At 63.7% G+C, this 22,047-nt stretch carries 19 protein-coding genes; 7 read left to right on the top strand and 12 right to left on the bottom strand.

Features of this window, described 5'->3' with window-relative positions; all coding sequences use genetic code 11:
- Nucleotides 1-10: 10 nt before the first annotated feature.
- From G365_RS21290 to G365_RS21285, 9 genes are all read right to left on the bottom strand, one after another.
- Nucleotides 11-730, bottom strand: a complete 720-nt coding sequence (locus tag G365_RS21290) for a formylglycine-generating enzyme family protein (RefSeq protein ID WP_081628528.1) — start codon at nt 728-730, stop codon at nt 11-13.
- Nucleotides 706-1,860 carry a tRNA epoxyqueuosine(34) reductase QueG gene (gene queG / locus G365_RS0111780; protein ID WP_019645734.1) on the bottom strand — a complete coding sequence of 385 codons (1,155 nt, stop codon included), beginning with the start codon at nt 1,858-1,860 and terminating at the stop codon, nt 706-708. The genes G365_RS21290 and queG overlap by 25 nt, the downstream gene beginning before the upstream one ends.
- Before the next feature lie 11 nt (nt 1,861-1,871).
- Nucleotides 1,872-2,336: a preQ(1) synthase gene (gene queF / locus G365_RS0111775; protein WP_019645733.1), complete on the bottom strand. Its 465-nt coding sequence runs from the start codon at nt 2,334-2,336 to the stop codon at nt 1,872-1,874.
- An 18-nt stretch (nt 2,337-2,354) separates the two neighbouring features.
- The gene (gene tgt / locus G365_RS0111770) at nt 2,355-3,482 is read right to left on the bottom strand and encodes a tRNA guanosine(34) transglycosylase Tgt (protein WP_019645732.1); all 1,128 of its coding nucleotides are present in this window, start codon (nt 3,480-3,482) and stop codon (nt 2,355-2,357) included.
- The gene (queA, locus tag G365_RS0111765; RefSeq protein ID WP_019645731.1) at nt 3,482-4,537 is read right to left on the bottom strand and encodes a tRNA preQ1(34) S-adenosylmethionine ribosyltransferase-isomerase QueA; all 1,056 of its coding nucleotides are present in this window, start codon (nt 4,535-4,537) and stop codon (nt 3,482-3,484) included. The genes tgt and queA overlap by 1 nt, the downstream gene beginning before the upstream one ends.
- A 55-nt stretch (nt 4,538-4,592) precedes the next feature.
- Complete coding sequence (rnhA, locus tag G365_RS0111760) at nt 4,593-5,048, bottom strand: ribonuclease HI (RefSeq protein ID WP_019645730.1); 456 nt, start codon at nt 5,046-5,048, stop codon at nt 4,593-4,595.
- A gap of 5 nt (nt 5,049-5,053) precedes the next feature.
- Nucleotides 5,054-6,016, bottom strand: a complete 963-nt coding sequence (locus tag G365_RS0111755; RefSeq protein WP_019645729.1) for a homoserine kinase — start codon at nt 6,014-6,016, stop codon at nt 5,054-5,056.
- A gap of 6 nt (nt 6,017-6,022) precedes the next feature.
- Nucleotides 6,023-7,012 carry a 4-hydroxy-3-methylbut-2-enyl diphosphate reductase gene (gene ispH, locus G365_RS0111750; protein WP_019645728.1) on the bottom strand — a complete coding sequence of 330 codons (990 nt, stop codon included), beginning with the start codon at nt 7,010-7,012 and terminating at the stop codon, nt 6,023-6,025.
- An 84-nt stretch (nt 7,013-7,096) separates the two neighbouring features.
- Nucleotides 7,097-8,026, bottom strand: coding sequence for a diacylglycerol/lipid kinase family protein (locus G365_RS21285; protein WP_019645727.1), 930 nt, complete (start codon nt 8,024-8,026; stop codon nt 7,097-7,099).
- Between the two features lie 190 nt (nt 8,027-8,216).
- Between G365_RS21285 and G365_RS0111740 the strand changes: the two genes are divergently transcribed.
- On the top strand, nt 8,217-9,095 hold the full coding sequence (locus G365_RS0111740; protein WP_019645726.1) for a UDP-2,3-diacylglucosamine diphosphatase: 879 nt from the start codon (nt 8,217-8,219) through the stop codon (nt 9,093-9,095).
- 32 nt (nt 9,096-9,127) lie between these two features.
- Nucleotides 9,128-10,174, top strand: a complete 1,047-nt coding sequence (locus G365_RS0111735; protein ID WP_019645725.1) for a glycosyltransferase family 4 protein — start codon at nt 9,128-9,130, stop codon at nt 10,172-10,174.
- 58 nt (nt 10,175-10,232) lie between these two features.
- Here G365_RS0111735 and leuA read toward each other — a convergent pair whose 3' ends face one another.
- Entirely contained in the window at nt 10,233-11,957 is a 1,725-nt protein-coding gene (leuA, locus tag G365_RS0111730) for a 2-isopropylmalate synthase (RefSeq protein ID WP_019645724.1), read from the bottom strand.
- A 553-nt stretch (nt 11,958-12,510) separates the two neighbouring features.
- Here leuA and G365_RS0111725 point away from each other — a divergent pair.
- Nucleotides 12,511-13,161, top strand: a complete 651-nt coding sequence (locus G365_RS0111725) for a pyridoxamine 5'-phosphate oxidase family protein (RefSeq protein ID WP_026345302.1) — start codon at nt 12,511-12,513, stop codon at nt 13,159-13,161.
- Between the two features lie 57 nt (nt 13,162-13,218).
- Here G365_RS0111725 and G365_RS21280 read toward each other — a convergent pair whose 3' ends face one another.
- Nucleotides 13,219-15,099 carry a polysaccharide biosynthesis protein gene (locus G365_RS21280; protein WP_019645722.1) on the bottom strand — a complete coding sequence of 627 codons (1,881 nt, stop codon included), beginning with the start codon at nt 15,097-15,099 and terminating at the stop codon, nt 13,219-13,221.
- Between the two features lie 42 nt (nt 15,100-15,141).
- On the bottom strand, nt 15,142-16,146 hold the full coding sequence (locus G365_RS0111715; RefSeq protein WP_019645721.1) for an MraY family glycosyltransferase: 1,005 nt from the start codon (nt 16,144-16,146) through the stop codon (nt 15,142-15,144).
- A gap of 237 nt (nt 16,147-16,383) precedes the next feature.
- On the opposite strand from G365_RS0111715, the gene G365_RS0111710 reads away from it, so the two are divergent.
- From G365_RS0111710 to G365_RS0111695, 4 genes are all read left to right on the top strand, one after another.
- A complete protein-coding gene (locus G365_RS0111710; protein WP_019645720.1) occupies nt 16,384-16,959 on the top strand; it encodes a D-sedoheptulose-7-phosphate isomerase in 576 nt (191 codons plus the stop codon).
- A gap of 69 nt (nt 16,960-17,028) precedes the next feature.
- Complete coding sequence (locus G365_RS0111705) at nt 17,029-18,045, top strand: NAD-dependent epimerase (RefSeq protein ID WP_019645719.1); 1,017 nt, start codon at nt 17,029-17,031, stop codon at nt 18,043-18,045.
- Between the two features lie 87 nt (nt 18,046-18,132).
- Nucleotides 18,133-20,511 (top strand): ATP-binding protein, encoded by a 2,379-nt coding sequence (locus G365_RS22975; RefSeq protein WP_081628527.1) that lies wholly within the window; start codon nt 18,133-18,135, stop codon nt 20,509-20,511.
- Nucleotides 20,508-22,046: a diguanylate cyclase gene (locus tag G365_RS0111695; protein ID WP_019645717.1), complete on the top strand. Its 1,539-nt coding sequence runs from the start codon at nt 20,508-20,510 to the stop codon at nt 22,044-22,046. The genes G365_RS22975 and G365_RS0111695 overlap by 4 nt, the downstream gene beginning before the upstream one ends.
- Nucleotide 22,047: the final 1 nt, after the last annotated feature.

Below are 22,047 nucleotides of genomic sequence, written 5' to 3'. Positions count from 1 at the left end.
CGATGCTGTGTCAGCGGGCAATCCGGAAGCCGACCGTATAGCTCCACAGGTCGGCCCGCTGACGTACCCGGTTATCCGGGCGGGCCTGCTCCGGCACGTAATACCAGGCCCCGCCTTTGGCAACACGGAAGGCGCAGTCCCGCTTTGGCGGGGGCGTGTCGCGGCGGTCAGCCCAGCAGTCTTCCACCCACTCCATTACATTGCCTGCGGTGTCATACAAGCCGTAGGCGTTGGGCGGAAATGAGGCAACGGGCATAGAGCGTCTGCCGCCATCATCCGGCCCGCAGTACCGGCAGTTGGCATGCATCTGTCCCGCCTCCTCCCCCCACCAGAAGCGGGTTCTGGTGCCACCCCGGGCGGCCCATTCCCATTCGTCTTCGGTTGGCAGCCGGTATGGCAGGCCGGTGGTGTCCCGCAGCCACCGAACATAGGTTTCCGCATCGGCATGGGTGACGTTGATGACCGGCCGGGTGCCGCGCCCCCAGTCGCGGTCTCCGACATCAGCCCGGCAGGCCCCGGCATCAACGCACTGCTGGAACTGGTCGAAGGTGACCTCGGTGGCTCCCATCAGAAAGGGGGCGATCTCCGTCTCGCTGCCATCGGCCCGGGTCAGGGTGCCGCCGGGGATCTGCATCATGTCCGGGCAGGTCGCGCAGTCTGGGGCAGCAACGCCGGGCTGAGGCAGCAGGCTGCCCAGCAGGGCGATCAGCAGGAAGCGGCGCAGCGCCATTCGTCCTGAACCTCCGGGTCGGTTTCGGCAGGGGCGTAGTGGTTCCGCAGCATGGCGAAATCAGCCCCGGAGAGCAACCGCGACAGCGCCCAGACCGCAGCCCCCCGTACCAGTGGCGACGGGTCCGACAGCAGGGGGCGGGCAGCGGCGGCCTGTGCCGGATCGCCGCAGTTCCCAAGGGCAATCAGAACATTGCGTAAAAAACGGTCCCGGCCGATCCGTTTGACCGGGCTGGCGGTGAACAGGCTGCGGAAGCCGTCATCGTCAAGCTGGGCCAGATCGGCCAGTCGCGGTGCGGTCAGCTCAATCCGGGGCAGAAAGTCGCTGTGGGGCGTCGGCGGGGCAAAGCGGTTCCACGGGCAGATGGCGGTACAGTCATCGCAGCCATAAATGCGGTTGCCCATCAGGGGACGCAGCGCGCGGGGAATCGGCTCTTTATGCTCGATGGTTAAGTAAGAGATGCATTTGCGGGCATCAATGCGGCGGGGGCCGTCAAAGGCCCCGGTCGGGCAGATATCCAGACAGCGGGTGCAGGATCCGCAGTGATCGTCCTGCGGGCTGTCGGCAGGCAGCGGCAGGGTGGTCAGGATCTCGCCCAGAAACAGCCAGCTGCCAAAGTCCCGGGTGACGATGTTGGTGTGTTTGCCGCGCCAGCCGAGGCCACTTTCCACCGCCAGAGATTTTTCCAGCAGTGGGGCGGTGTCGACGAAGACCTTCACATCGGCGCCGAAGGTCTGATGCAGCCAGCCAGCCACCTGTTTCAGGCGTTTTTTGATCAGGTCGTGATAGTCGCGGTGCCGGGCGTAGACACTGATATAACCGCGGTCAGGCTGCTCCAGAAGCGTCAGCGGCGCAGTCAGGGTGCGGTAATTGACGCCCAGTGTGATGGCGGTGACCGCCTCCGGCCACATCGCGGTGGGGGAGGAGCGGCGTTCCAGCGTCTCTTCCATCCACGCCATGGTGCCGTGGCGCCCGTCGGCGACATAGGCGGCCAGATTGGCGCGGTCAGCATCGCTGATGGTGGCGCGGGCAAAGGCAACAGTGTCAAAGCCCGCCGCCAGCGCCTCGGCCCGGATCAGGGCGCGCTGACCTTCCGGGGTATCGGGCACCGGCGGCGGTTTTTTACGCATGGCGCGGCAGATCAGCCACGGCCACGGTACGGCGGAACGCCCTGATCGGGCAGCCACAGGCCATCCGGTGCCGGGCCGGTGGCATAGAATACGTCAATCGGGATGCCGCCGCGCGGATACCAGTAGCCACCGATGCGCAGCCACACCGGCTTCAGCTCTTCCGCCAGACGCTTGCCGATATAGACGGTGCAGTCTTCATGAAAAGCGCCGTGGTTACGGAAAGAGCCGAGGAACAGCTTCAGGCTTTTCGATTCCACCAGCCACTCACCGGGCACATAGTCGATCACCAGATGGGCGAAATCCGGCTGGCCGGTCACCGGGCACAGGCTGGTGAATTCCGGGGCGACAAAGCGGGTGACATACAGGGTGCCGGGGTGCGGGTTGGGGACCCGTTCCAGCACGGCATCGTTGGGGTCGTTCGGCAGATCGGTCTTGGTGCCGAGCTGGGTCAGCCCGGAGGCGTCGCTGTTGGTCATGACAGGAACTCTCTGGTGTTAAAGCGGGTCGATATCGCCAAGGGCCTGCTGCGCCTCGAACGCCTGCACAAACTGCGTCAGGGTTCCGGCCTTGATGGCGGCCCGCAGGTCGCGCATCAGGTCCTGATAATGCTGGATGTTGTGCCAGGTCAGCAGCATGGGGCCGAGCATCTCTTCCGCCCGGATCAGATGGTGCAGATAGGCACGGGAATAGTTGCGGCAGGCCGGGCAGGAACAGCTTTCGTCCAGCGGGCGGGTGTCGTCCAGATGCCGGGCATTGCGCAGGTTGACGGTACCGCGCCGGGTGAACGCCTGTGCGGTCCGCCCTGACCGGGTCGGCATCACGCAGTCGAACATGTCAATGCCGCGGACCACCGCGCCGACGATATCCGACGGCTTGCCGACGCCCATCAGGTAACGCGGTTTGGCGGTCGGCATCTTCGGCATGGTGCTGTCGAGGACACGGAACATCATCTCCTGTCCTTCACCGACTGCCAGACCGCCGACGGCATAGCCTTCAAAGTCCAGCTCCCGCAGCTTGCTGATGCTCTCTTCCCGCAGATCGGGGAAGACGCTGCCCTGCACAATGCCAAACTGGCCGTAGCCATCCCGTGGCACAAAGGCATCCCGTGACCGTTTGGCCCACCGCATCGACAGGCGCATCGATTCGGCGGCCCCCTTTTTTTCCACCGGATAGGGGGTGCATTCGTCAAACGCCATGGTGATGGTGGCGTCCAGCTTGTACTGGATATCCGTGGAATTTTCCGGGGTCAGGGTGTGGCGGCTGCCGTCGATGTGGCTGCGGAAGGTCACGCCTTCTTCAGTCATCTTGCGCAGTTTGGCCAGACTCATCACCTGAAATCCGCCGGAGTCGGTCAGGATCGGGCCGGGCCAGTTCATCATGGTGTGCAGGCCACCCAGCCGCTGTACCCGGTCGGCACCGGGGCGCAGCATCAGGTGATAGGTATTGCCGAGGATGATCTGGGCCCCGGTGGCGGCGACATTTTCCGGCATCATGCCTTTGACGGTGCCGACGGTGCCCACCGGCATGAACACCGGGGTGTCGATCTCGCCATGGGCGGTCTGGATCTTGCCCAGCCGGGCTGCGCCGTCGGTGGCGAGAACCTCGAAGGAAAAAGCGGTCATCACAGGATCTCCTCGCGGCGCAGCAGCGAGCTGTCACCATAGGAATAGAAACGGTAGCCGGTCTGGATGGCGTGGTCGTAGGCGGCCCGCATCCGCTCCATTCCGGCAAAGGCTGAGACCAGCATGAACAGGGTGGAGCGGGGCAGATGGAAATTGGTCATCAGCAGATCAACCGCTTTGAAGCGGTAGCCGGGGGTGATGAAAATGTCGGTCGAGCCACTCCAGGCCGGAATGGTGCCATCGTCCCGCGCCGCGCTTTCAATCAGCCGCATCGAGGTGGTGCCGACGCAGACCAGCCGCCCCCCCGCTGCCCGGGCTGCGTTGATCGTGTCAGCGGTTTCCGCCGAGATCAGACCGTTTTCGCTGTGCATCCGGTGGTCGCGGGTGTCATCGACCTTGACCGGCAGGAAGGTCCCGGCCCCGACATGCAGCGTCACATGCACCCGTTTCACGCCGCGGGCGTCCAGCGCGTCCAGCAGGGCCGGGGTAAAGTGCAGCCCGGCGGTGGGGGCGGCCACCGCCCCGTCGTGGCGGGCATAGACCGTCTGGTAATCCTGCCGGTCGCGGGCGTCATCCTCGCGGCCCATATAGGGCGGCAGCGGCAGGTGGCCGTGGGTTTCCAGCGCCTGCATCAGCTCCGGCCCGGCCCGGTTGAACCGCAGGATCACTTCCCCGCCATCATGCTTTTCGGTGATGGTGGCGGCAAAGTCAGCGGCAAAGGTCACCACGTCGCCTTCTGACAGACGCTTGGCCCCCTTGGCGAACGCGGCCCAGCAGTCCAGCCCCAGGGCCTGATGCAGGGTCACTTCCACCTGTGCCGGCAGGCCACCGGGCTGGCGCGGACCCCGCTGTCCGAACAGCCGGGCGGGAATGACGCGGGTGTCGTTGAACACCATCACGTCGCCCGGCTGCAGCAGGGCAGGCAGGTCGCGCACGCCCCGGTCAAGGCAGCCGTCAGCCGTCACATCCAGCAGACGGGCAGCATCCCGCGGTGTCACCGGGCGGTCGGCGATCAGCTCTTTCGGCAGGTCAAAATCAAAGGCGTCCACCCGCATCGGGCCGGAAACTCCACAGAAAGAAAAACGACAGAAGGGGTGCCTCCGGGGTGGTTCAGGACCGGCCCGGTACCCCGGCACGGGCCAGCGCATCGGCCCGTTCATTCTCCGGGTGCCCGGCGTGGCCTTTGACCCAATGCCAGCGCACCGTATGGCGGCGGGCCTCAGCATCCAGCATCTGCCACAGGTCGGCGTTTTTCACCGGCTTTTTATCGGCGGTGCGCCAGTTGTTCCGGCGCCAGCCCCAGATCCACTCCGTCATACCCTTCTGCACATAGGTGCTGTCGGTATAGACGTCGATGGTCATCGGGCGTTTCAGCACCTTCAGCGACTCGATCACCGCCATCAGTTCCATACGGTTGTTGGTGGTGTCCGGTTCGCCGCCGTTCAGCTCTTTTTCATGGCCGCGCCAGCGCAGCACCGCCCCCCAGCCGCCGGGGCCGGGGTTGCCGGAGCAGGCCCCGTCAGCGTAAATCTCGACGGTATCTGTGGCGGGCGCGGTGTCAGTCATGCCGCTCAGCCCAGACCATAGGCCCCGGGGCCGGGCGTGGCCCGGTGGAAGCGCAGCTTGTGCAGGTATTCCAGCGGATCCTTGCGGGTGACCATCGCCGTCGGCGGGGTGTTCAGCCAGTCATACAGGCGGGTCAGAAGAAAGCGCATCGCCGACCCCCGGCACAGCAGCGGCAGGGCGTTCAGCTCGGCCTCGCTCATCGGGCGCTGCTTGAGGTAGCCGCTGATCATCAGCCGGGCCTTGGTGGCGTTGAAGGTTTTGTCGCCTTCAAAGCACCACGCGTTCAGGCAGATCGCCAGATCGTAGGCCAGCAGGTCGTTACAGGCGAAGTAGAAGTCGATCACGCCCGACAGGGTGTCGTGAAGGAAGAACACGTTGTCGGGGAACACGTCGGCATGAATGACCCCGCGCGGCAGATCGGTCGGCCAGTGGGCTTCCAGATAATCCAGTTCGGCGGCGATTTCATCGGCCAGACCCGGCAGCACCTCGTCGGCGCGGTCGCGGGCGAGGTCGAACAGCGGGCGCCAGCCGGAGACCGACAGGGCATTGGCCCGGGTCAGGCTGAACCCGTCCCCCGCCTGATGCATCTTCGCCAGCGCAGTGCCAAGCTGGGCACAGTGCGACAGCGAGATTTTGCGCGGCCACATCCCTTTCAGAAAGCTGATGATCGCCGCCGGGCGACCGCAGAGTTCCCGCAGGGCGACGCCGTCGCGGGCCTTGACCGGCAGCGGGCAGGGGAAGCCGTTGGCCGACAGGTGTTCGGTCAGGCCGAGAAAAAACGGCAGGTCATCCGGGTTCACCCGCTTTTCATAGAGGGTCAGGATGTAGGGGCCGCGGTCCGTGGTCAGCAGAAAGTTGCTGTTTTCCACCCCTTCGGCAATTCCCTTGCAGCTTTCCAGCGTGCCGATGTCGTACTGGGCGATAAAGGCATCGAGATCGTCGTCGCTGACTTCGGTATAGACGGCCATGCTTGTTTACTCCGCCGCCGGGGCATCCGCCAGAATGGCGGGCAGTTTGAACACGACGTTCTCTTCGGTGACGGAGACATGCTCCAGCGTCACCGCAAAGCGTTCCCGGCAGGCATCAATCACTTCTTCCACCAGCACTTCGGGGGCGGAGGCCCCGGCGGTCAGGCCCAGACGGCGCACACCGTCCATCTGGGACCAGTCGATATCGGCGGCCCGCTGCACCAGCAGAGAACGGGAGCACCCGGCATTGCGGGCGACTTCCACCAGCCGTTTGGAATTGGAGGAGTTGGGGGCACCGATCACCAGCACCGCATCACAGCCTTCAACCATTGCCTTGACGGCGGCCTGCCGGTTGGTGGTGGCGTAACAGATGTCTTCCTTGCGCGGCCCCTGAATCTGCGGGAAGCGGCGGCGCAGTACGGCAACGATATCGGCGGTTTCGTCGACGGACAGGGTCGTCTGGGTGACATAGGCCAGTGCAGCGGGGTCGTGCGGCTGCACGGTCTCGGCATCGGCCACGGTTTCCACCAGCAGCATCGCCCCGTCGGGGACCTGCCCCATGGTGCCGATCACCTCGGGGTGTCCGGCATGGCCGATCAGAATCAGCTGGCGGTGGTCGTCGGCGTGACGCTCGGCTTCCATATGCACTTTGCTGACCAGCGGGCAGGTGGCATCCACCCAGGTCATCTGCCGGGCTTCGGCGGCGGCGGGAACGCTTTTCGGCACCCCATGGGCCGAAAAGATCACCGGGCGGTCTGCAGGGCACTGGGCCAGATCATCGACGAAGACGGCGCCTTTGGCGCGCAGGCTGTCGACCACAAACTTGTTGTGGACGATCTCATGACGGACATAGACCGGGGCACCGAACTTCTGCAGGGCCCGTTCGACAATCTGAATGGCCCGGTCAACCCCGGCGCAGAAACCGCGCGGGCCGGCAAGGGCAATGGTCAGGGGCGGCAGCGGGGCCGTGGTCGGAGCGGGGGCGGCAGCGGTCATGGCAGATCGCGAACTCGTCATAATTCCGGGGACGGCGCTACGTGTAGCAGTGAACGCCGCCGCATAAAAGACGGTTCTTGCGGATCAGGCGGGTTCTTGTGGCGGGAAGGTGACCTCAATCCGCCGGTCGGCAAGCCACAGCTCCAGCGGCAGGCTGCCGAAACTGTCGCCGTCGGCCTGCAGCGGTGCCCCTTCCGGTGCCAGCAGGCGTACCCGGGTGGTTTCCAGCACCTCGACATCCTTCAGAGCTGGCAGGCGGCCGAGGGCGAGGGCCAGCGCGTAGCGGAAGACATTGCGGTACCCCTTACGGGTCAGGACGGCAATGCGCAGGGTCGGTTTCGCCAGATCCCCGTCAGGAACGACCACAAAGGGCCCTCCGTACAGCCGCCCGTTACAGGCGACGGCGGTGGCGGCGTCGTAGGCGTGCCCGTCCACTTCCAGCCGGATGGTCGGGAAATCATAGCGCAGGGCCTGCCACAGGGTTTCCACCACATAGGCCATCTTGCCGGTATGGCGTTTCAGGCCCAACCGGACGTTGGCGACCACATGGGCATCAAATCCGGCCCCGGCCATCAGCAGAAAATGGCGGCGGCGGGCGGGGTCCACCGGTGAAGGCTGGTCGGTGGCAACCACACACAGCGGGCGCGGGGTGCCCCCGGTCAGGGTCCGGGCGATGGCGGCGGCGGACAGGCCCTGTTTCATTTCCAGTGCCAGCACATTGGCGGTCCCAAGCGGAATGATGCCTAACGGCGGTGCCATCCCGGCAGGCAGGGCCAGCAGGCCGTTGACCACTTCGTTGATGGTGCCATCTCCCCCGGCGGCAACAATCAGGTCGGTCTCTCCCGGTGTCAGGGCGGCGGCGAACCGCTCTGCATCGCCGGACCGCGTGGTCTCCCGCAGGTCAAGATCGCACCCATGGCGGCGCAGGTGCGCCAGAACGGCCTGTAACCGTCGGCGTTTATTGCCCCCGGCGGTCGGGTTGAAAATGACCGTCAGGCGTTTTGGGCGCGTCATGGGCAATATCCTGCGTCTCATTTAAATAAAATAGAGGGTTTTTTTCCGGCGAGAGTGTGGCGGAATGGCATGACATTACAGTGTCGGGTTGGTGAATATTTAAAGAATGTCAGGAAAAGCGCTAGTGAAAGCCAAGGCTCTGCACTAGGAATGCAGGCGGACAGACACTGCGACGGAGCCCGAGGTCCGCATGACCGTGCCCCAGTCCCCCCCTGCTTCCGCCCCGGTGGCGGATCCCGCCCCACGCCGCTACCGCACAATTTTTGTGTCCGACGTCCATCTGGGCACCCGGGGATGCAAAGCGGATTTCCTCCTCGATTTTCTGCGCCATACCGAGTCTGACACCCTGTATCTGGTCGGCGATATTATTGATGGCTGGCGGCTGCGGAAGGGCTGGTACTGGCCGCAGGCCCATAATGACGTGGTGCAGAAGCTGCTGCGCAAGGCCCGCAAAGGCTGCCGGGTGGTTTACGTGCCGGGCAATCACGATGAATTTGCCCGCTCTTACCTTGGCAACGATTTCGGCAGTATCGAGCTGACGGCCGAGGCTGAGCATGTCACTGCGGATGGCCGTCGCCTGCTGGTGACGCACGGGGATGCCTTTGATGGGGTGGTGCTGTACGCCAAATGGCTGGCCCTGCTGGGCGACCATGCCTATACGCTGGCGCTGACCCTGAACCACTGGTTCAACGTGGTACGGCGGAAATTAAACCTGCCGTACTGGTCGCTGTCCGGGTTTTTGAAAAACCGGGTCAAGAACGCGGTGTCGTTCATCACCAATTACGAGACGGCCATGGTGGATGAAGCCCGCCGCCGGAAATTCGACGGTGTGGTCTGCGGCCACATCCATCACGCAGAACTGCGGGAGGTCGACGGCATCCTGTACTGCAACGACGGTGACTGGGTCGAAAGCTGTACCGCACTGGTGGAGCATGCGGACGGCCGTCTGGAAATTATCGACTGGACGCGGGAGCGCGCCTATTCGCCGCTGGAGGCATGGACCGCCGCCAACAGCCGGACTGCCGCGCCGGAAGAGGATGACACGGTCATTCCCCCGGTTCCGGCCTGACGGTTCCCCCCTCATACTTCCGGAGACCGGTAATGCGGATACTGTTGGTGACGGATGCGTGGTTTCCCCAGATCAACGGTGTGGTGCGCACGCTGGCGACATTGAAAACCCATCTGGAGCAGCGGGGGCACGAGGTGCTGTATATCACCCCGGATCTGTTCCGCACCATTCCCTGTCCTTCGTATTCCGAAATCCGTCTTGCGGTTTTTCCCCGCCGTCAGATCCGCCGGATGCTGGAGGCCTTCCGCCCCTGCGTGGTGCATCTTGCCACCGAAGGGCCGCTGGGGGTGGCCGCTCGGGCGGAATGTCTGGCCCGGAATATTCCCTTCACCACGGCGTTTCATACCAAATTCCCGGATTATGTGCAGGCCCGGTTCGGGCTTCCTGCCCGCTGGAGTTATGCGCTGCTGCGTCGGTTCCATGCCCCGTCACAGGCGGTCATGGTGGCGACGCAGGGGATTGAGGATGAATTGACGGCATGGGGATTTCACGCCATCCGCCGCTGGACCCGGGGGGTGGACACCGCGCTGTTCACGCCGGGGGATACCGGTCTGTTTCCGGATCTGCCGCGTCCGATTTTCCTGAATGTCGGGCGGGTGGCGGTGGAAAAGAATCTGGAGGCTTTTCTGGCGCTGGATCTGCCGGGCAGTAAGGTGATTGTCGGGGATGGGCCGCATCTGGCGACCCTGAAGCGGCGGTTTCCGCAGGCGGTGTATACCGGGGCAAAAACCGGGGTGGAGCTTGCTCGCCATTTTGCCGCCGCCGATGTGTTCGTCTTCCCCAGTCTGACCGACACCTTTGGGCTGGTGACGCTGGAGGCGCTGGCCTGCGGGGTGCCGGTGGCCGCTTATCCTGTCGCCGGCCCGAAAGATGTGCTGGGGCAGCAGGACCCTCAGCAGCCGGTCGGGGTTCTCGATACCGATCTGCGTCAGGCCGCTCTGGCGGCGCTGGGCATTCCCCGCGACCGCTGCCGTGCCTTTGCCGAGCAGAACGACTGGACGGCCAGCGTCGATCAGTTTCTGGCCAACGTCGCCCCTTTCGACCCGGGGGCCACCTTTGCCGGGCAGGCTCTGGCCTGATGTGAAAACCCCCCGCCGGTCAGAAACCGGCGGGGGGCTGGAACGGATGCTGACGGGTTTACCCCTGATAGCGGGCGCGGCCGGAGCGGTTGACGGCACTGATCACCGCTTCCAGCGAGGCCATCACGATATTGGTGTGACGGCCGACCCCGAACAGCGGGCCTTTCCCGCCGACCGTGGTTTCCAGATAGCAGATCGCCTGTGCGTCAGCCCCGGATCCGACAGAATGCTCATGGTAGTCAAGGACCTGAATATCCAGCGGGAATGCGGCATTCAGGGCGTTGACGAAGGCGTCGATCGGGCCGTTGCCGGTGCCTTCAATGGCGGTTGCGGTGCCGTTGTGATGAACGATCGCCTTCAGAGAGCGCGGGCTGTCCGCTTCGCGACCGAGCGGAATGGTGGTGTATTCGCTGATTGACCACGGATTGTCGGCGGTATCGCGCGACAGATAGTCTGTCTCGAACGTGTTCCAGATTTCGTCGGGGCTGAGTTCCCGCTCTTCGGTGTCGGTGATCGCCTGTACGGTTTCCGAGAATTCAATCCGCAGACGGCGCGGGGTCTGCAGGCCGTGGTCGCGCTCGAGGATATAAGCGACGCCCCCCTTGCCGGACTGACTGTTGATGCGGATCACCGCCTCGTAACCCCGGCCGACGTCCGCCGGATCAATCGGCAGGTACGGGACCTCCCACACCGGCTCGTTGGATTTCCGCAGGGCGTTCAGGCCTTTGGAAATTGCATCCTGATGCGAGCCGGAGAAGGCGGTATAGACCAGTTCCCCGGCGTAGGGGTGGCGCGGATGCACCGGCAGGCGGGTGCAATACTCGGCAGTTTCGACGATTTCAGCAATGTTGGAGCAGTTGAGCTGCGGGTCGACCCCCTGCGTGAACAGGTTGAGGGCCAGTGTCACCACATCGACGTTGCCGGTGCGCTCGCCGTTGCCGAACAGTGTGCCTTCGACACGGTCCGCCCCGGCCATCACCCCCAGTTCCGCCGCTGCAACAGCGGTGCCGCGGTCGTTATGCGGGTGTACCGACAGGATCAGGGTGTCCCGGTTTTTCACGTTGCGGGCAAACCATTCAATCTGATCGGCGTAGATATGCGGCCCGGCCATTTCGACAGTGGCGGGCAGGTTGACGATCATCTTGTGGTCGGTGGTCGGCTGCCATACGTCCATCACCGCTTCGGTGATCTGCACGGCAAAGTCCAGCTCGGTCCCGGTAAAGCTTTCCGGGCTGTACTGACAGGTGATCTTGGTTTCCGGCATGCTGTCGGCCAGCGACCGGATCAGTCGGGCCCCTTTGACGGCGATATCGATAATCCCGTCTTTCTCCAGCCCGAACACCACCTTGCGCTGAAGGGTGGAGGTCGAGTTGTAGAGGTGGACGATGGCATGCTTGGCACCGCGCACGGCTTCAAAGGTGCGGGCAATCAGCGCGTCACGTGACTGGGTCAGCACCTGAATGGCGACGCCATCGGGGATGCGGTTCTCTTCGATCAGCATGCGGACAAAGTCAAAGTCGGTCTGCGATGCGGCAGGAAAGCCGACCTCGATTTCCTTGAAGCCCATCGCGATCAGCATGTCCCACAGACGGAGCTTCCGCTCCCAGCCCATCGGCTCCACCAGAGCCTGATTGCCGTCGCGCAGGTCAACGCTGCACCACATCGGGGCCGTGGTGATGGTTGCATTCGGCCAGGTGCGGTCGGTCAGGCCGACCGGCGGGAACGGGCGGTACTTTACGGTGCAGTCTACGGGATGGGCGATAGCGGCGGTGGCGGTGGTCATGATCGGGTGTCCAGTTCAGTCGGCGCAGAGGCGCGGAAAATCAGATGGCAGTGTCGGCAGGCAAAACAGGCAGACACGGCGGTAGTCGCGACTGACGCCAGACGAACACCTGTGCCGGACGCCAGAAGCGGGCAACAGGGGTAAGCATGCAGATGGGAAAGGTGCCAAAGGCGATCATCACATAAAGACCCGGAGAGGGAGAAGGAAGCGGGGAGATCCGGTGCTGCGCGTGCAGCAGAGCGGTCGTCCCGGCGATCCTGCCTCAGGGGTCAGGTCGCCGGACCGTTAGGTCCGTAGCGATAGGGCCAGCGTGGAGGCCAAAAAGAGAGTGATGCGCGTGTTCATGGACAGGACTGTAGTCCCGCCGGGATCCGCCGGTCAACCCCTGAACCGTCCCGGAGAGAGATAATTTTTATGCATGGGTCCATTGTCCTGCCGGACAGGCGCGGCGGAAGCGTGGATGTGATAGGGACAGGTATTGAAAAAAAGCTTCGGGACCAGTGCCGGTCCTGTCCTCCTGACCGTGTCGGTCAAACCCGCCCTGAAGGAACCTATGATGACAGACCCGTTGTTTGCTCCGGAGAGCCTCGTCACCTCTGAGGCCGCTCTTCAGGATCTTTACGGAATACCGGCGCAGGCGTCGACCGTGAAGGAAATGGACCGCCTGATACCGGAATACCGGCGTCTGATCGAAGCATCGCCGTTTGTTGCCTTGGCCACCAGCGGTCCGGGCGGTCTGGACTGCTCCCCCCGTGGGGATGCCGGGCAGGTGGTGTTTATCGAGGATGACCGGACCCTGCTGTTGCCGGACCGCCGGGGAAATAACCGCATCGACTCGCTGCGCAATGTCATCCACAACCCGGCGGTTGGTCTGCTGTTCCTGATACCGGGCAGTGGCACAACCCTGCGGGTCAACGGGCAGGGGGCGGTGAGCATTGACCCGGCCCTGCTGTCGCGCTTTGCCGTGGAGGGCAAGGCCCCCCGGTCAGTGCTGGTGATCCGCATTGAAACGGTGTTCTTCCAGTGTGCCCGGGCGGTGGTGCGGGCGGCCCTGTGGGAAGAGGGAAGCCGGGTTCCCGCAGAAACCCTGCCGACTCCGGGGCAGATTCTGGCGACGGCCAGCCGGATGGCTGCGCAGCCGGAGATCGACGGCGAGGCCTATGACCGCACCTGGCCGGAGCGGGCGCGGGCGACTCTCTGGTAAACAAACAGCTGGGGTAAGCAAACAGCCGGACAGACCCGTCAGGGGGCCCCGCTGCGGTCAGGCATGCGGGGTTTCCACATATTCCGGCACCAGGATCCGGAACACATCGTGCATCAGGGTCGTGTCCCCGGTGTCGCAGGCGGCTTTCAGGCGGGCGAACTGTTCTGCCAGAACGTCGGGATCAGGCCGCCGGGGGGTGGCAATCAGCAGCCCGGCATGGTCGGTCGGAACCGGGGGTTCCGCGCCGTGGAAGATTTCCTCGAACAGTTTTTCGCCGGGGCGGGGGCCGGTGAAGGTGATTTTCACATCTTCGTCCGGTCGCAACCCGGCCAGCCGGATCATCTGCCGTGCCAGATCAACGATTTTTACCGGCTCGCCCATGTCCAGAACGACGATTTTACCGCCGAAACTGTCATCCCGGCTGCCGATGGCGGCTGCTTCCAGCACCAGTTCGACGGCTTCCCGGATGGTCATGAAATACCGGGTCATGTCTGGGTGCGTAACGGTCAGCGGGCCGCCGCGTTCCAGCTGACGGCGGAACAGTGGCACCACTGACCCGGTGGACCCAAGCACGTTGCCGAAGCGCACGGTGACAAAGCGGGTTGATCCGCTGGCCCGCCCTTCCAGATCGCGGGACTGGCAATACAGTTCCGCCAGCCGCTTGGTGGTGCCCATGACATTGGTGGGATTGACCGCTTTGTCGGTGGAAATCATCACCATCAGGCCGACATCGTGGCGGCGGCAGGCGTCTGCCACCTGCGCGGTGCCAAGGCTGTTGGTACGGATCCCTTCCAGCGGATTGGCCTCGACCAGCGGCACATGCTTCAGCGCGGCGGCATGCAGTACCAGTTCCGGCTTCAGGTCGGCGAACACCGCTTCAAGGCGTCCGGCATCCCGCACGTCGACGATCCGCGCATCCCGCCGGACCTGCGGCCAGCGTTCAGACAGTTCCAGATCAATGGTGTAGAGCGCGAATTCTGAACTGTCGGCCAGCACCAGCCGGGCGGGGGACAGATCTGCCACCTGCCGGACGATTTCGCTGCCGATTGAGCCACCGGCACCGGTGATCAGCACCCGTTTCCCGCTGATCAGGTTCCGTACGGCGTCACGGTTCAGGGTCACCTGCGGGCGGCCCAGAAGATCTTCGATCGCGATCGGGCGCAGGGTCAGGCGGTCGGTCAGGCCTTCCCGCAGGTCGCTCATCCTCGGCAGACGGGCCATCGGCAGGCCAAGGGTCTGGGCCTGATCGAACAGGCGGCGGACCGAACTGGCCTCGACATCGTCGCGGCAGAGAATCAGTTTGTGGGGGGCTTTGCCGTCCTGCTTCAGGCGGGCCTGCACCTCGGCCAGCGCGGTGAAGCTGCCAAGCACCGGGATACCGTGGATGTGCATTCCGATCCGGTCGGCCCGCTCGGTTAGCAGGCCGACGACGCTGTAGTCACCATCCCCGCGCTCCATGGCGCGGATGAACAGATCCGCCGCATCATTGGTTCCGGCCAGCAGCACCGGGATGCGCGGGGTGTCTGTCGGGTTGCTTCCCCGCCGTCCGCCATCTTTCCACATCCGGTAAGCAAAGCGGGGCCCCCCCAGCAGAGCGGAAAGAACCAGCCAGTTAATCAGCGGCAGGGACCTTGGCAGCGTTTCCAGTCGGGTCAGCATGAACATCAGCAGGGTGAAGATCAGCACCGTCAGGCTGACGGCCCGGGTGATTGCCACCAGATCCCGCACCGAGGCGTAGCGCCAGATGCCTTTATACATTCCGCCGACCCGGAACATGACGGCAGCGGTGACCGTAAACAGGAGCAGACCGATCAGCAGGTCATTCAGCGGAATGAAATCCAGAAGGCTGCCCCCCAGGCGGAGTGCGAGCGCCAGCAGAAAACTGGCTGCCGCCATGATGATATCATGCGCAACAGCGATCGTACGACGCGACAGCATACGGGCACAGGCTCCGGGTAGCGGGAAATCAAAGACGCTGTTTTAGCGCGGGCGACGGCGGAAGAGAACCACTATAACGGTCAGGGACACCGTGGCCAGCGCCAGAGCGGGAAGGCCCCGGCCGGTCACGGACAGAACCGCCGCACCGGTCAGGGAAAGGTTGGCGGCCAGAACCAGTATGGAAACCCGGCTGTGCCGCATGCCGCCGGTATGGACGGCCTGCTGATAAAAGTGTTCCCGGTGCGCCTGCCCGATAGCTTTGCCCTGAAACAGGCGCTTCAGCAGGGTCACGGTGGCATCCAGCAGATAATAGGCCGGCAGCAGCAGGGCGGCGGCCAGTGCGCCATCGGCAGCGAGCAGGATCAGCGCAAAGCCCAGCAGATATCCCAGCGGGACCGATCCGACATCCCCAAGGAACAGTTTTGCCGGATGCCAGTTGAACACCAGAAAGCCGAGAGCGGCCCCGGCAGCGGTCAGGCCCAGCGGGGTATAGGGCAGGCTGGCCGCCGGGATCAGAGCGCCGATCAGCACCAGCCCCGACCCGATGCTGGCGGTTTCGATGCCGGTGATACCGTCAATGCCGTCCATGAAGTTATAGAGGTTGATAAACCAGACCCAGCCCAGCACGGTCAGCGCCCGGTCGGCCCACAGCGGCAGCCATCCCTGAAACACCTGTACCGTTTCCGGCAGAAGCAGGGTACCGAGCAGGGCGGTGGCAAAGTGCAGCCCGAACCGCAGACGGCGGGACAGGTTCAGCCGGTCATCAAGCCATGAGACCACAGAGAGGCTAAAAGCCCCGGCCAGCACTGCCCAGAAGGCCACCGGCACCGTTGCGGTCAGGCCGGCGATTGCCCAGCCGATCAGTAGAACGGCGGTTACGGCCAGACCGCCCCCGCGCGGTGTTGGCACACTGTGACTTGACCGTTCATTGGGGATATCCATCATGGCCCTGTCCCGCAGCCAGCCGAGCACCAGACGGGTCAGGGCCAGGGACAGGATAAAGGCAGACAGCAGCCACAGGGCGGCAGAGGCAGCGGATGCTGGCATCAGCAGAGAGACTCCCTCGGGATCATGCGGATGAGACGGCAGGAAAGGATCTAACAGAGCCGGAAGGCTGCGGCAACACGGGCGGGTCTTTCCTGTAGACCTCATTCCGTGATCAAGCTGTTTCCTCCCATGCGGAAAATGCGCTAGGGTGGCCCCGATTTTAGCACCGGGCAGCCGGTGCGGGCATCAGATGCCCTCAGTTTCCCGTCAGTTTTTCCGCAGTGTGGACCTGTCCCGATGACCCTGCAGCTCTCTCTGTCCCAGTATCTTCTCGAGGCGTCCGACCTGCACCGCCGGTCGGCGGAGGCCGCCCTGGACGGGGCAATGAATCAGGCGCTTGACCTGCTGGTCACGGCGCTGCGCAACAGGCTGCCGGTGCTGGTCTGTGGCAATGGCGGATCAATGGCTGATGCCCAGCATATCGCCGGGGAGCTGGTCGCCCGGTTCCGGCTGGAACGGCCGGGCCTGCCGGTGATCGCGCTGGGCACCAATGCGGCGGCCCTGACGGCGTGGAGCAATGATTATGACTACCTGTCGGCCTACGCCCGTGAGGTGGAGGCCTTCGGGCGGCCGGGCGGCGTACTGATCGCCATCACCACCAGCGGCAATTCCCCCAATGTCGTGGCGGCGGCGGAAAAGGCCCGGGCCCTAGGCCTGTCGGTGGTGGCGCTGACCGGCGCCGGGGGCGGTAAGATGGCGGCCCTGTCTGATGCCCTGCTGGCGGTGCCCAGCAAGGACACCCCGCGTATTCAGGAAGTGCATATCGCCCTGTATCATTATCTGTGTGAGCAGGTGGAAAAGCGCTGCGCCTGACAGGGGGCGGCCTTTCTGCGGATGTGGTGCTTTCTTTTTCTTCTCTAGTCTTAACGGTTCGGACGGATCATGCGCGTTCTTGTCACCGGGGCAGCCGGCTTCATTGGATTCCATACGTCTCTGGCGCTGCTGGAACGCGGCGATGAAGTGATCGGGCTTGATAATGTCAACGATTACTACGACCCGAGCCTGAAAGAAGCCCGGCTGGAGATTTTGCGCCAGTTCCCGGCCTTCCGGTTTGAGCGGATCAGTCTGGAAGATGGCGAGGCTGTTTCCGGTGTCTTCCGCCGCCATCAGCCGCAGCGGGTGATCAATCTGGCGGCTCAGGCCGGGGTGCGCTACAGCGTCGAAAACCCGATGGTCTATGGCGGCAGCAACCTGATCGGGTATTTGCATATTCTGGAAAACTGCCGCCATACCGGCGTTGACCATCTGGTGTATGCCTCGACCAGCTCGGTCTACGGGGCGAATGCCAATATGCCGTTCAGTGAACGGAACGGCGTCGGCCATCCGATGAGCCTGTATGCCGCCACCAAGCGCGCCAACGAGCTGATGGCCCATTCCTACAGCCATCTGTTCTCCCTGCCGACCACCGGTCTGCGCTTCTTTACGGTCTATGGTCCGTGGGGCCGCCCGGACATGGCGTTGTTCAAGTTCGTCAAGGCGATGCTGGCCGGTAAGCCGATTGACGTTTACAATCACGGCAACATGAAGCGCGACTTCACGTATGTGAAGGACATCGTCGGCGGTATTGTTGGGGTGCTGGATAAGCCGGCGCAGGCCGATCCCAACTGGTCGGCGATGGAGTCGCACCCGGATCCGGACCGCAGTGCAATTGCCCCGTACCGCATCTATAACATCGGCCGTGGTGCCCCTGTTGATTTGATGGACTTCATCCGGGTGGCGGAGCAGGAGCTCGGCCTGACCGCAGAACTGAACATGATGCCGATGCAGGCCGGGGATGTGGCGGCGACCTATGCCGATACCACGGCCCTGCAGACCGATATCGGGTATGTGCCTTCGGTTCCGGTTGAGGTCGGGGTGGTCGAGTTCGTCCGCTGGTACCGCGCTTATTATAACGTCTGAGGCAGCGGGGGGGGGTGATGCCCCCGGCTTTCCGTATGGCTGTCCTTGCCCCTGCGGGGATGGCCGGGCCGTCAAGGGGGCTCAGTGATGGCAGACATCAACCCTCAGGGTGGTCTTCCCGGTTCCGGGGAGGCGTCACAGGTTGCAAGGCCTGAAGTCGCCTTCCTGTCCGGCTCCGGTTTGCTTCCATCAGCGATGCCGCCCGCAGCGCCGGAGGCTGTATCCTCAGACCCGGCGTTACGGCAGCAGATCCGCATTGCGGTCCGACGGACCGTCGGTATCGGTGTTCTGGCCTTTATGCTGACCGCGCTGGTGATGGGGATCATTCTGGCGCAGGAGCACAGCCGGGGTCTGGCGGCTGCCCGGGAACGGACGCAGGGGGCCGCGCGGTCTTATGCTGTCAGCCTGACCACCTTGCTGACCCATGTCGAGGTCCTGTTACAGGGCCTGCGGCTGACGGTTGCTGATCCGGGCACCAGCGAGTCCAGCACGCCGCTGACAGAGGTGCAGATCGCTGCACTGCTCAGCCGGTTCAAGGCGGCGGACTCCATGATGATGGATTTCCTGTTGATCCGTCCCGACGGGACGGTCGGCCTGTGGACCGGGCCGGGCGAACCGCCGCCGGTTGCTGACCGGGAGTATTTTCTGGTTCACCGCAACCAGCCGGATCACGGTCTCTATCTAGGGGCAGGGATGGTATCCCGTGCCTATCTGGGGGAATGGTTTTTTCCGATGAGTCTGCGGCTGTCCGATCCTGACGGGCAGTTCCTCGGTGTGCTGATGGTCTCCATTGATCTGCAGCTGGTACGCCGTCGTCTGGCCCTGCTGCAGCAGGATGACAGCGAAATTCTGACAGTTACTGATCCGCAGGGCGTGATTCTGGCCCGCTTGCCCGGCGGGCTTGACCTGACCCGGCGGACGATGCCCAATCCGCTGTATCCTGATACCCGCAAGACTGAGCGGACGGAGGGGGCCTTCCGGGATCCGCTGGAACCGTTATCGGCGGGGGAACGGGTCATTACTTACCGTAAGGTGGAGCGGTTTCCGCTGGTGGTCAGTGCCTCTCTGCCAGTGGCGGTGGTGCTGGAAAGCTGGTACCGCGGCCTGACCTATGCGGTCGGGTTTACGGCGTTGTCGGCCCTTTTGATCATTCTGGCCGTGGCCTGGACCCTGCGGGCACAGATTTTGCGCCTGAAAGGCAGTGCTGAGCTGGACCGCAGCCGTCAGGCGCTGGAGCGGGAGCATCATCTGGGGCAGACCGTGCTGGATACCATGCCGGTACAGATGTTCATCCGCGATACCAACGGCACGTATCTGCGCTGCAACCGTGCATTCCGTGACGGCAGCCCGGTGGAGGATGTGGTCGGGCGTCATGTGCTGGACCTTCAGCCGGGCGAGGACGGGCTGAAGGCCCTGCAGACCGATCAGGATGTCATCCGCACCGGGGCACCGGTCCAGTATGAATTTACCTCTCATGATGTGATGGGGGATGAACATCACATGATGATCACCAAGGTTCCGTTGCGGGCCCCGGATGGAACGGTGGCGGCGGTGATCGGGACGGCGGTAGATATCTCTGAGCGACGGACGATGGAGCTGTCGCTGCAGGCCGAGCGGGATCGGGCAGAGCAGGCGCTGCTGACCTTGCAGGAGGCCCAGACCAGTCTGATCCGGTCGGAGAAACTGGCGTCTCTCGGCAGTCTGGTGGCCGGGATTGCCCATGAGGTGAACACCCCGGTCGGGGTCAGCCTGACCGGGGCCAGCCATCTGGAGAAAGAGGTTGCGGCCCTGCAGCACCGCCTTGATGAGCGCAGCCTGACAATGACGGATCTGCAGGCCTTTCTGGATACGGCGAAGGAGGCAACGGCGCTGCTGGTGTCCAGCAACCAGCGGGCGGCGGATCTGATCCACAGTTTCAAGCAGGTGGCGGTGGACCAGACCAGTGGTCATCGCCGGGTCTTCCGGCTGGCGGAATACATTGACGAGGTGCTGCTCAGCCTGCGGCCGAAGTTCAAGAAAACCCGTCACCGGGTGTTGGTGGACTGCCCGCCGGATCTGGAGATGGACAGTTATCCCGGGGCCCTGTCGCAGGTTCTGACCAATCTGCTGATCAACTCTCTGATACATGGTTTCGCCGGTCGGGAAGACGGTGATATCACTATTGCCGTGAAGGCTGTAGGGGGGGCTGCCGACAGGGCAGACAGCCCTGCCGACAGTATCGAAATGTTGTATAAGGATAATGGGATCGGGATCCGGCCTGAGGTTCTGCCCCGGGTGTTTGATCCGTTCTTCACCACCCGGCGCGGGGCTGGTGGCAGCGGTCTTGGTCTGAATATTGTGTATAATATTGTCGTCCGGACTTTGGGTGGCACAGTGGATCTGCAAAGCAGCCCCGGGAATGGGGTGTGCTTTCTGATCCGGGTGCCGCGACGGACGGCAGAGGTGGGGAAGGGGACGCCCGGATGAAATCCGACGGCTTTTTGTTTGACGGGGCAGAGGCCGAGAACCGCCCGGCGTCTGCGGTACCTGCGGTTGGCCCGTGGCTGATCCTGATTGTCGATGATGATCCCGAGGTGCATAGCGTTACCCGGCTGACCTTGGGGAAGTTGGTCTTCAAAGGGCGCGGGGTCGCATTCCGGTCGGCGTTTTCGGCGGCTGAGGGCCGCGCCTTGCTCGAGGCGGAGCCCGAGATCGCCGTTATTCTGCTTGATGTGGTGATGGAAACCGATGATGCCGGTCTGCGGCTGGTGCGCGCGATCCGCGAAGACATGCAAAACCGGGCGGTCCGGATCATCCTGCGGACCGGCCAGCCCGGTCAGGCCCCGGAAGAGGATGTGATCGTCAGCTATGACATCAATGATTATAAATCCAAGACGGAGCTGACCGCCCAGAAGCTGTTCACCACCGTGGTGGCGGCCCTGCGCGGGTTTGAGGATATCCGGGCGCTGGAGAGTAACCGGCTGGGGTTGCAGCAGATCATTGACTGTACCGACTCCCTGTTCCGCCTCCATTCTCTGCGTCAGTTCTCCCGTGGGGTTCTGCTGCAGCTGGCGGCCTTTGTGCATGCCGGGCCGAACGGGATCCTCTGTGTGCAGAGGACTGTTCCCGGCTGCCTCGCCACGGGGCGGGAGACCGAGGTCTGTGTGTTGGCCGGGGTTGGGCGATATGCCGAGGCGGTAACGCGGACTCTGACGACCAGCGGGGTTGATCCGGCCATCAGCGCGGTGATTGATACCGTTTTTGAAAAGCGGGCGAGCCAATACTCCCCGGAATATACGGTGCTGTATATTCCGGTGCCGGAAGGCCCGGAGCTGGCAGCCTATATCCATTCCCACCGGGCCCTGACCGAAGATGACCGCCGCCTGCTGGAGGTGTTTACCTCTAAAATGGCGATCGGCTTTGCCAACATCCGTCTGTACGAGGATCTTCAGGCCGCCAATGAGCGGCTGGAGCAGCGTGTGGCCGCCCGGACCCGGGAACTGGAGGAGGCCAACCGCCGCCTTGAGGAGCTGGCCTATACCGATCCCCTGACCGGGACACTCAACCGCCGCAGCTTTATGGAAGGGGCAACCCGGGAAGTTGAGCGGGCCCGCCGGTATCAGCGCCCGCTGTCGGTGGTGATGTTCGACCTCGACCATTTTAAGTCGCTGAATGACACGTATGGCCATCTGGCCGGGGATGATGTGCTGCGGACGGTGGTGTCCCGCAGCCGTCAGGTGCTGCGGGACAGTGATATTCTTGGCCGTTATGGCGGAGAGGAATTTGCCATTCTGCTGCCTGAAACCCCCCGGGATCTGGCCGGTCAGGTGGCAGAACGGCTGCGGCAGGCGATTGCGGCCCAGCCGATGATCGCTGATGGTATCGCCGTAGCGGTGACCGTCAGCCTTGGGGTGTCAGAGCTGGACCCGGCAGAGGATGCGATCGGCAACACGCTGCGCCGGGCGGATGATGCGATGTATGACGCCAAAGAGTCGGGACGAAACCGCGTCTGCCTGCGCTGAG

Origin of the sequence: Novispirillum itersonii subsp. itersonii ATCC 12639 (assembly GCF_000381985.1) — a bacterium.
GTDB classification, from domain to species: Bacteria; Pseudomonadota; Alphaproteobacteria; order Rhodospirillales; family Rhodospirillaceae; genus Novispirillum; species Novispirillum itersonii.
This window is presented reverse-complemented; position numbering and strand designations above follow the sequence as displayed.

What these genes read in the sequence shown, in the direction of transcription:
- G365_RS21290 (WP_081628528.1), bottom strand. Translation starts at nt 730, where the DNA reads ATGGCGCTGCGCCGCTTCCTGCTGATCGCCCTGCTGGGCAGCCTGCTG.
- queG (WP_019645734.1), bottom strand. Translation starts at nt 1,860, where the DNA reads ATGCGTAAAAAACCGCCGCCGGTGCCCGATACCCCGGAAGGTCAGCGC.
- queF (WP_019645733.1), bottom strand. Translation starts at nt 2,336, where the DNA reads ATGACCAACAGCGACGCCTCCGGGCTGACCCAGCTCGGCACCAAGACC.
- tgt (WP_019645732.1), bottom strand. Translation starts at nt 3,482, where the DNA reads ATGACCGCTTTTTCCTTCGAGGTTCTCGCCACCGACGGCGCAGCCCGG.
- queA (WP_019645731.1), bottom strand. Translation starts at nt 4,537, where the DNA reads ATGCGGGTGGACGCCTTTGATTTTGACCTGCCGAAAGAGCTGATCGCC.
- rnhA (WP_019645730.1), bottom strand. Translation starts at nt 5,048, where the DNA reads ATGACTGACACCGCGCCCGCCACAGATACCGTCGAGATTTACGCTGAC.
- G365_RS0111755 (WP_019645729.1), bottom strand. Translation starts at nt 6,016, where the DNA reads ATGGCCGTCTATACCGAAGTCAGCGACGACGATCTCGATGCCTTTATC.
- ispH (WP_019645728.1), bottom strand. Translation starts at nt 7,012, where the DNA reads ATGACCGCTGCCGCCCCCGCTCCGACCACGGCCCCGCTGCCGCCCCTG.
- G365_RS21285 (WP_019645727.1), bottom strand. Translation starts at nt 8,026, where the DNA reads ATGACGCGCCCAAAACGCCTGACGGTCATTTTCAACCCGACCGCCGGG.
- G365_RS0111740 (WP_019645726.1), top strand. Translation starts at nt 8,217, where the DNA reads ATGACCGTGCCCCAGTCCCCCCCTGCTTCCGCCCCGGTGGCGGATCCC.
- G365_RS0111735 (WP_019645725.1), top strand. Translation starts at nt 9,128, where the DNA reads ATGCGGATACTGTTGGTGACGGATGCGTGGTTTCCCCAGATCAACGGT.
- leuA (WP_019645724.1), bottom strand. Translation starts at nt 11,957, where the DNA reads ATGACCACCGCCACCGCCGCTATCGCCCATCCCGTAGACTGCACCGTA.
- G365_RS0111725 (WP_026345302.1), top strand. Translation starts at nt 12,511, where the DNA reads ATGATGACAGACCCGTTGTTTGCTCCGGAGAGCCTCGTCACCTCTGAG.
- G365_RS21280 (WP_019645722.1), bottom strand. Translation starts at nt 15,099, where the DNA reads ATGCTGTCGCGTCGTACGATCGCTGTTGCGCATGATATCATCATGGCG.
- G365_RS0111715 (WP_019645721.1), bottom strand. Translation starts at nt 16,146, where the DNA reads ATGCCAGCATCCGCTGCCTCTGCCGCCCTGTGGCTGCTGTCTGCCTTT.
- G365_RS0111710 (WP_019645720.1), top strand. Translation starts at nt 16,384, where the DNA reads ATGACCCTGCAGCTCTCTCTGTCCCAGTATCTTCTCGAGGCGTCCGAC.
- G365_RS0111705 (WP_019645719.1), top strand. Translation starts at nt 17,029, where the DNA reads ATGCGCGTTCTTGTCACCGGGGCAGCCGGCTTCATTGGATTCCATACG.
- G365_RS22975 (WP_081628527.1), top strand. Translation starts at nt 18,133, where the DNA reads ATGGCAGACATCAACCCTCAGGGTGGTCTTCCCGGTTCCGGGGAGGCG.
- G365_RS0111695 (WP_019645717.1), top strand. Translation starts at nt 20,508, where the DNA reads ATGAAATCCGACGGCTTTTTGTTTGACGGGGCAGAGGCCGAGAACCGC.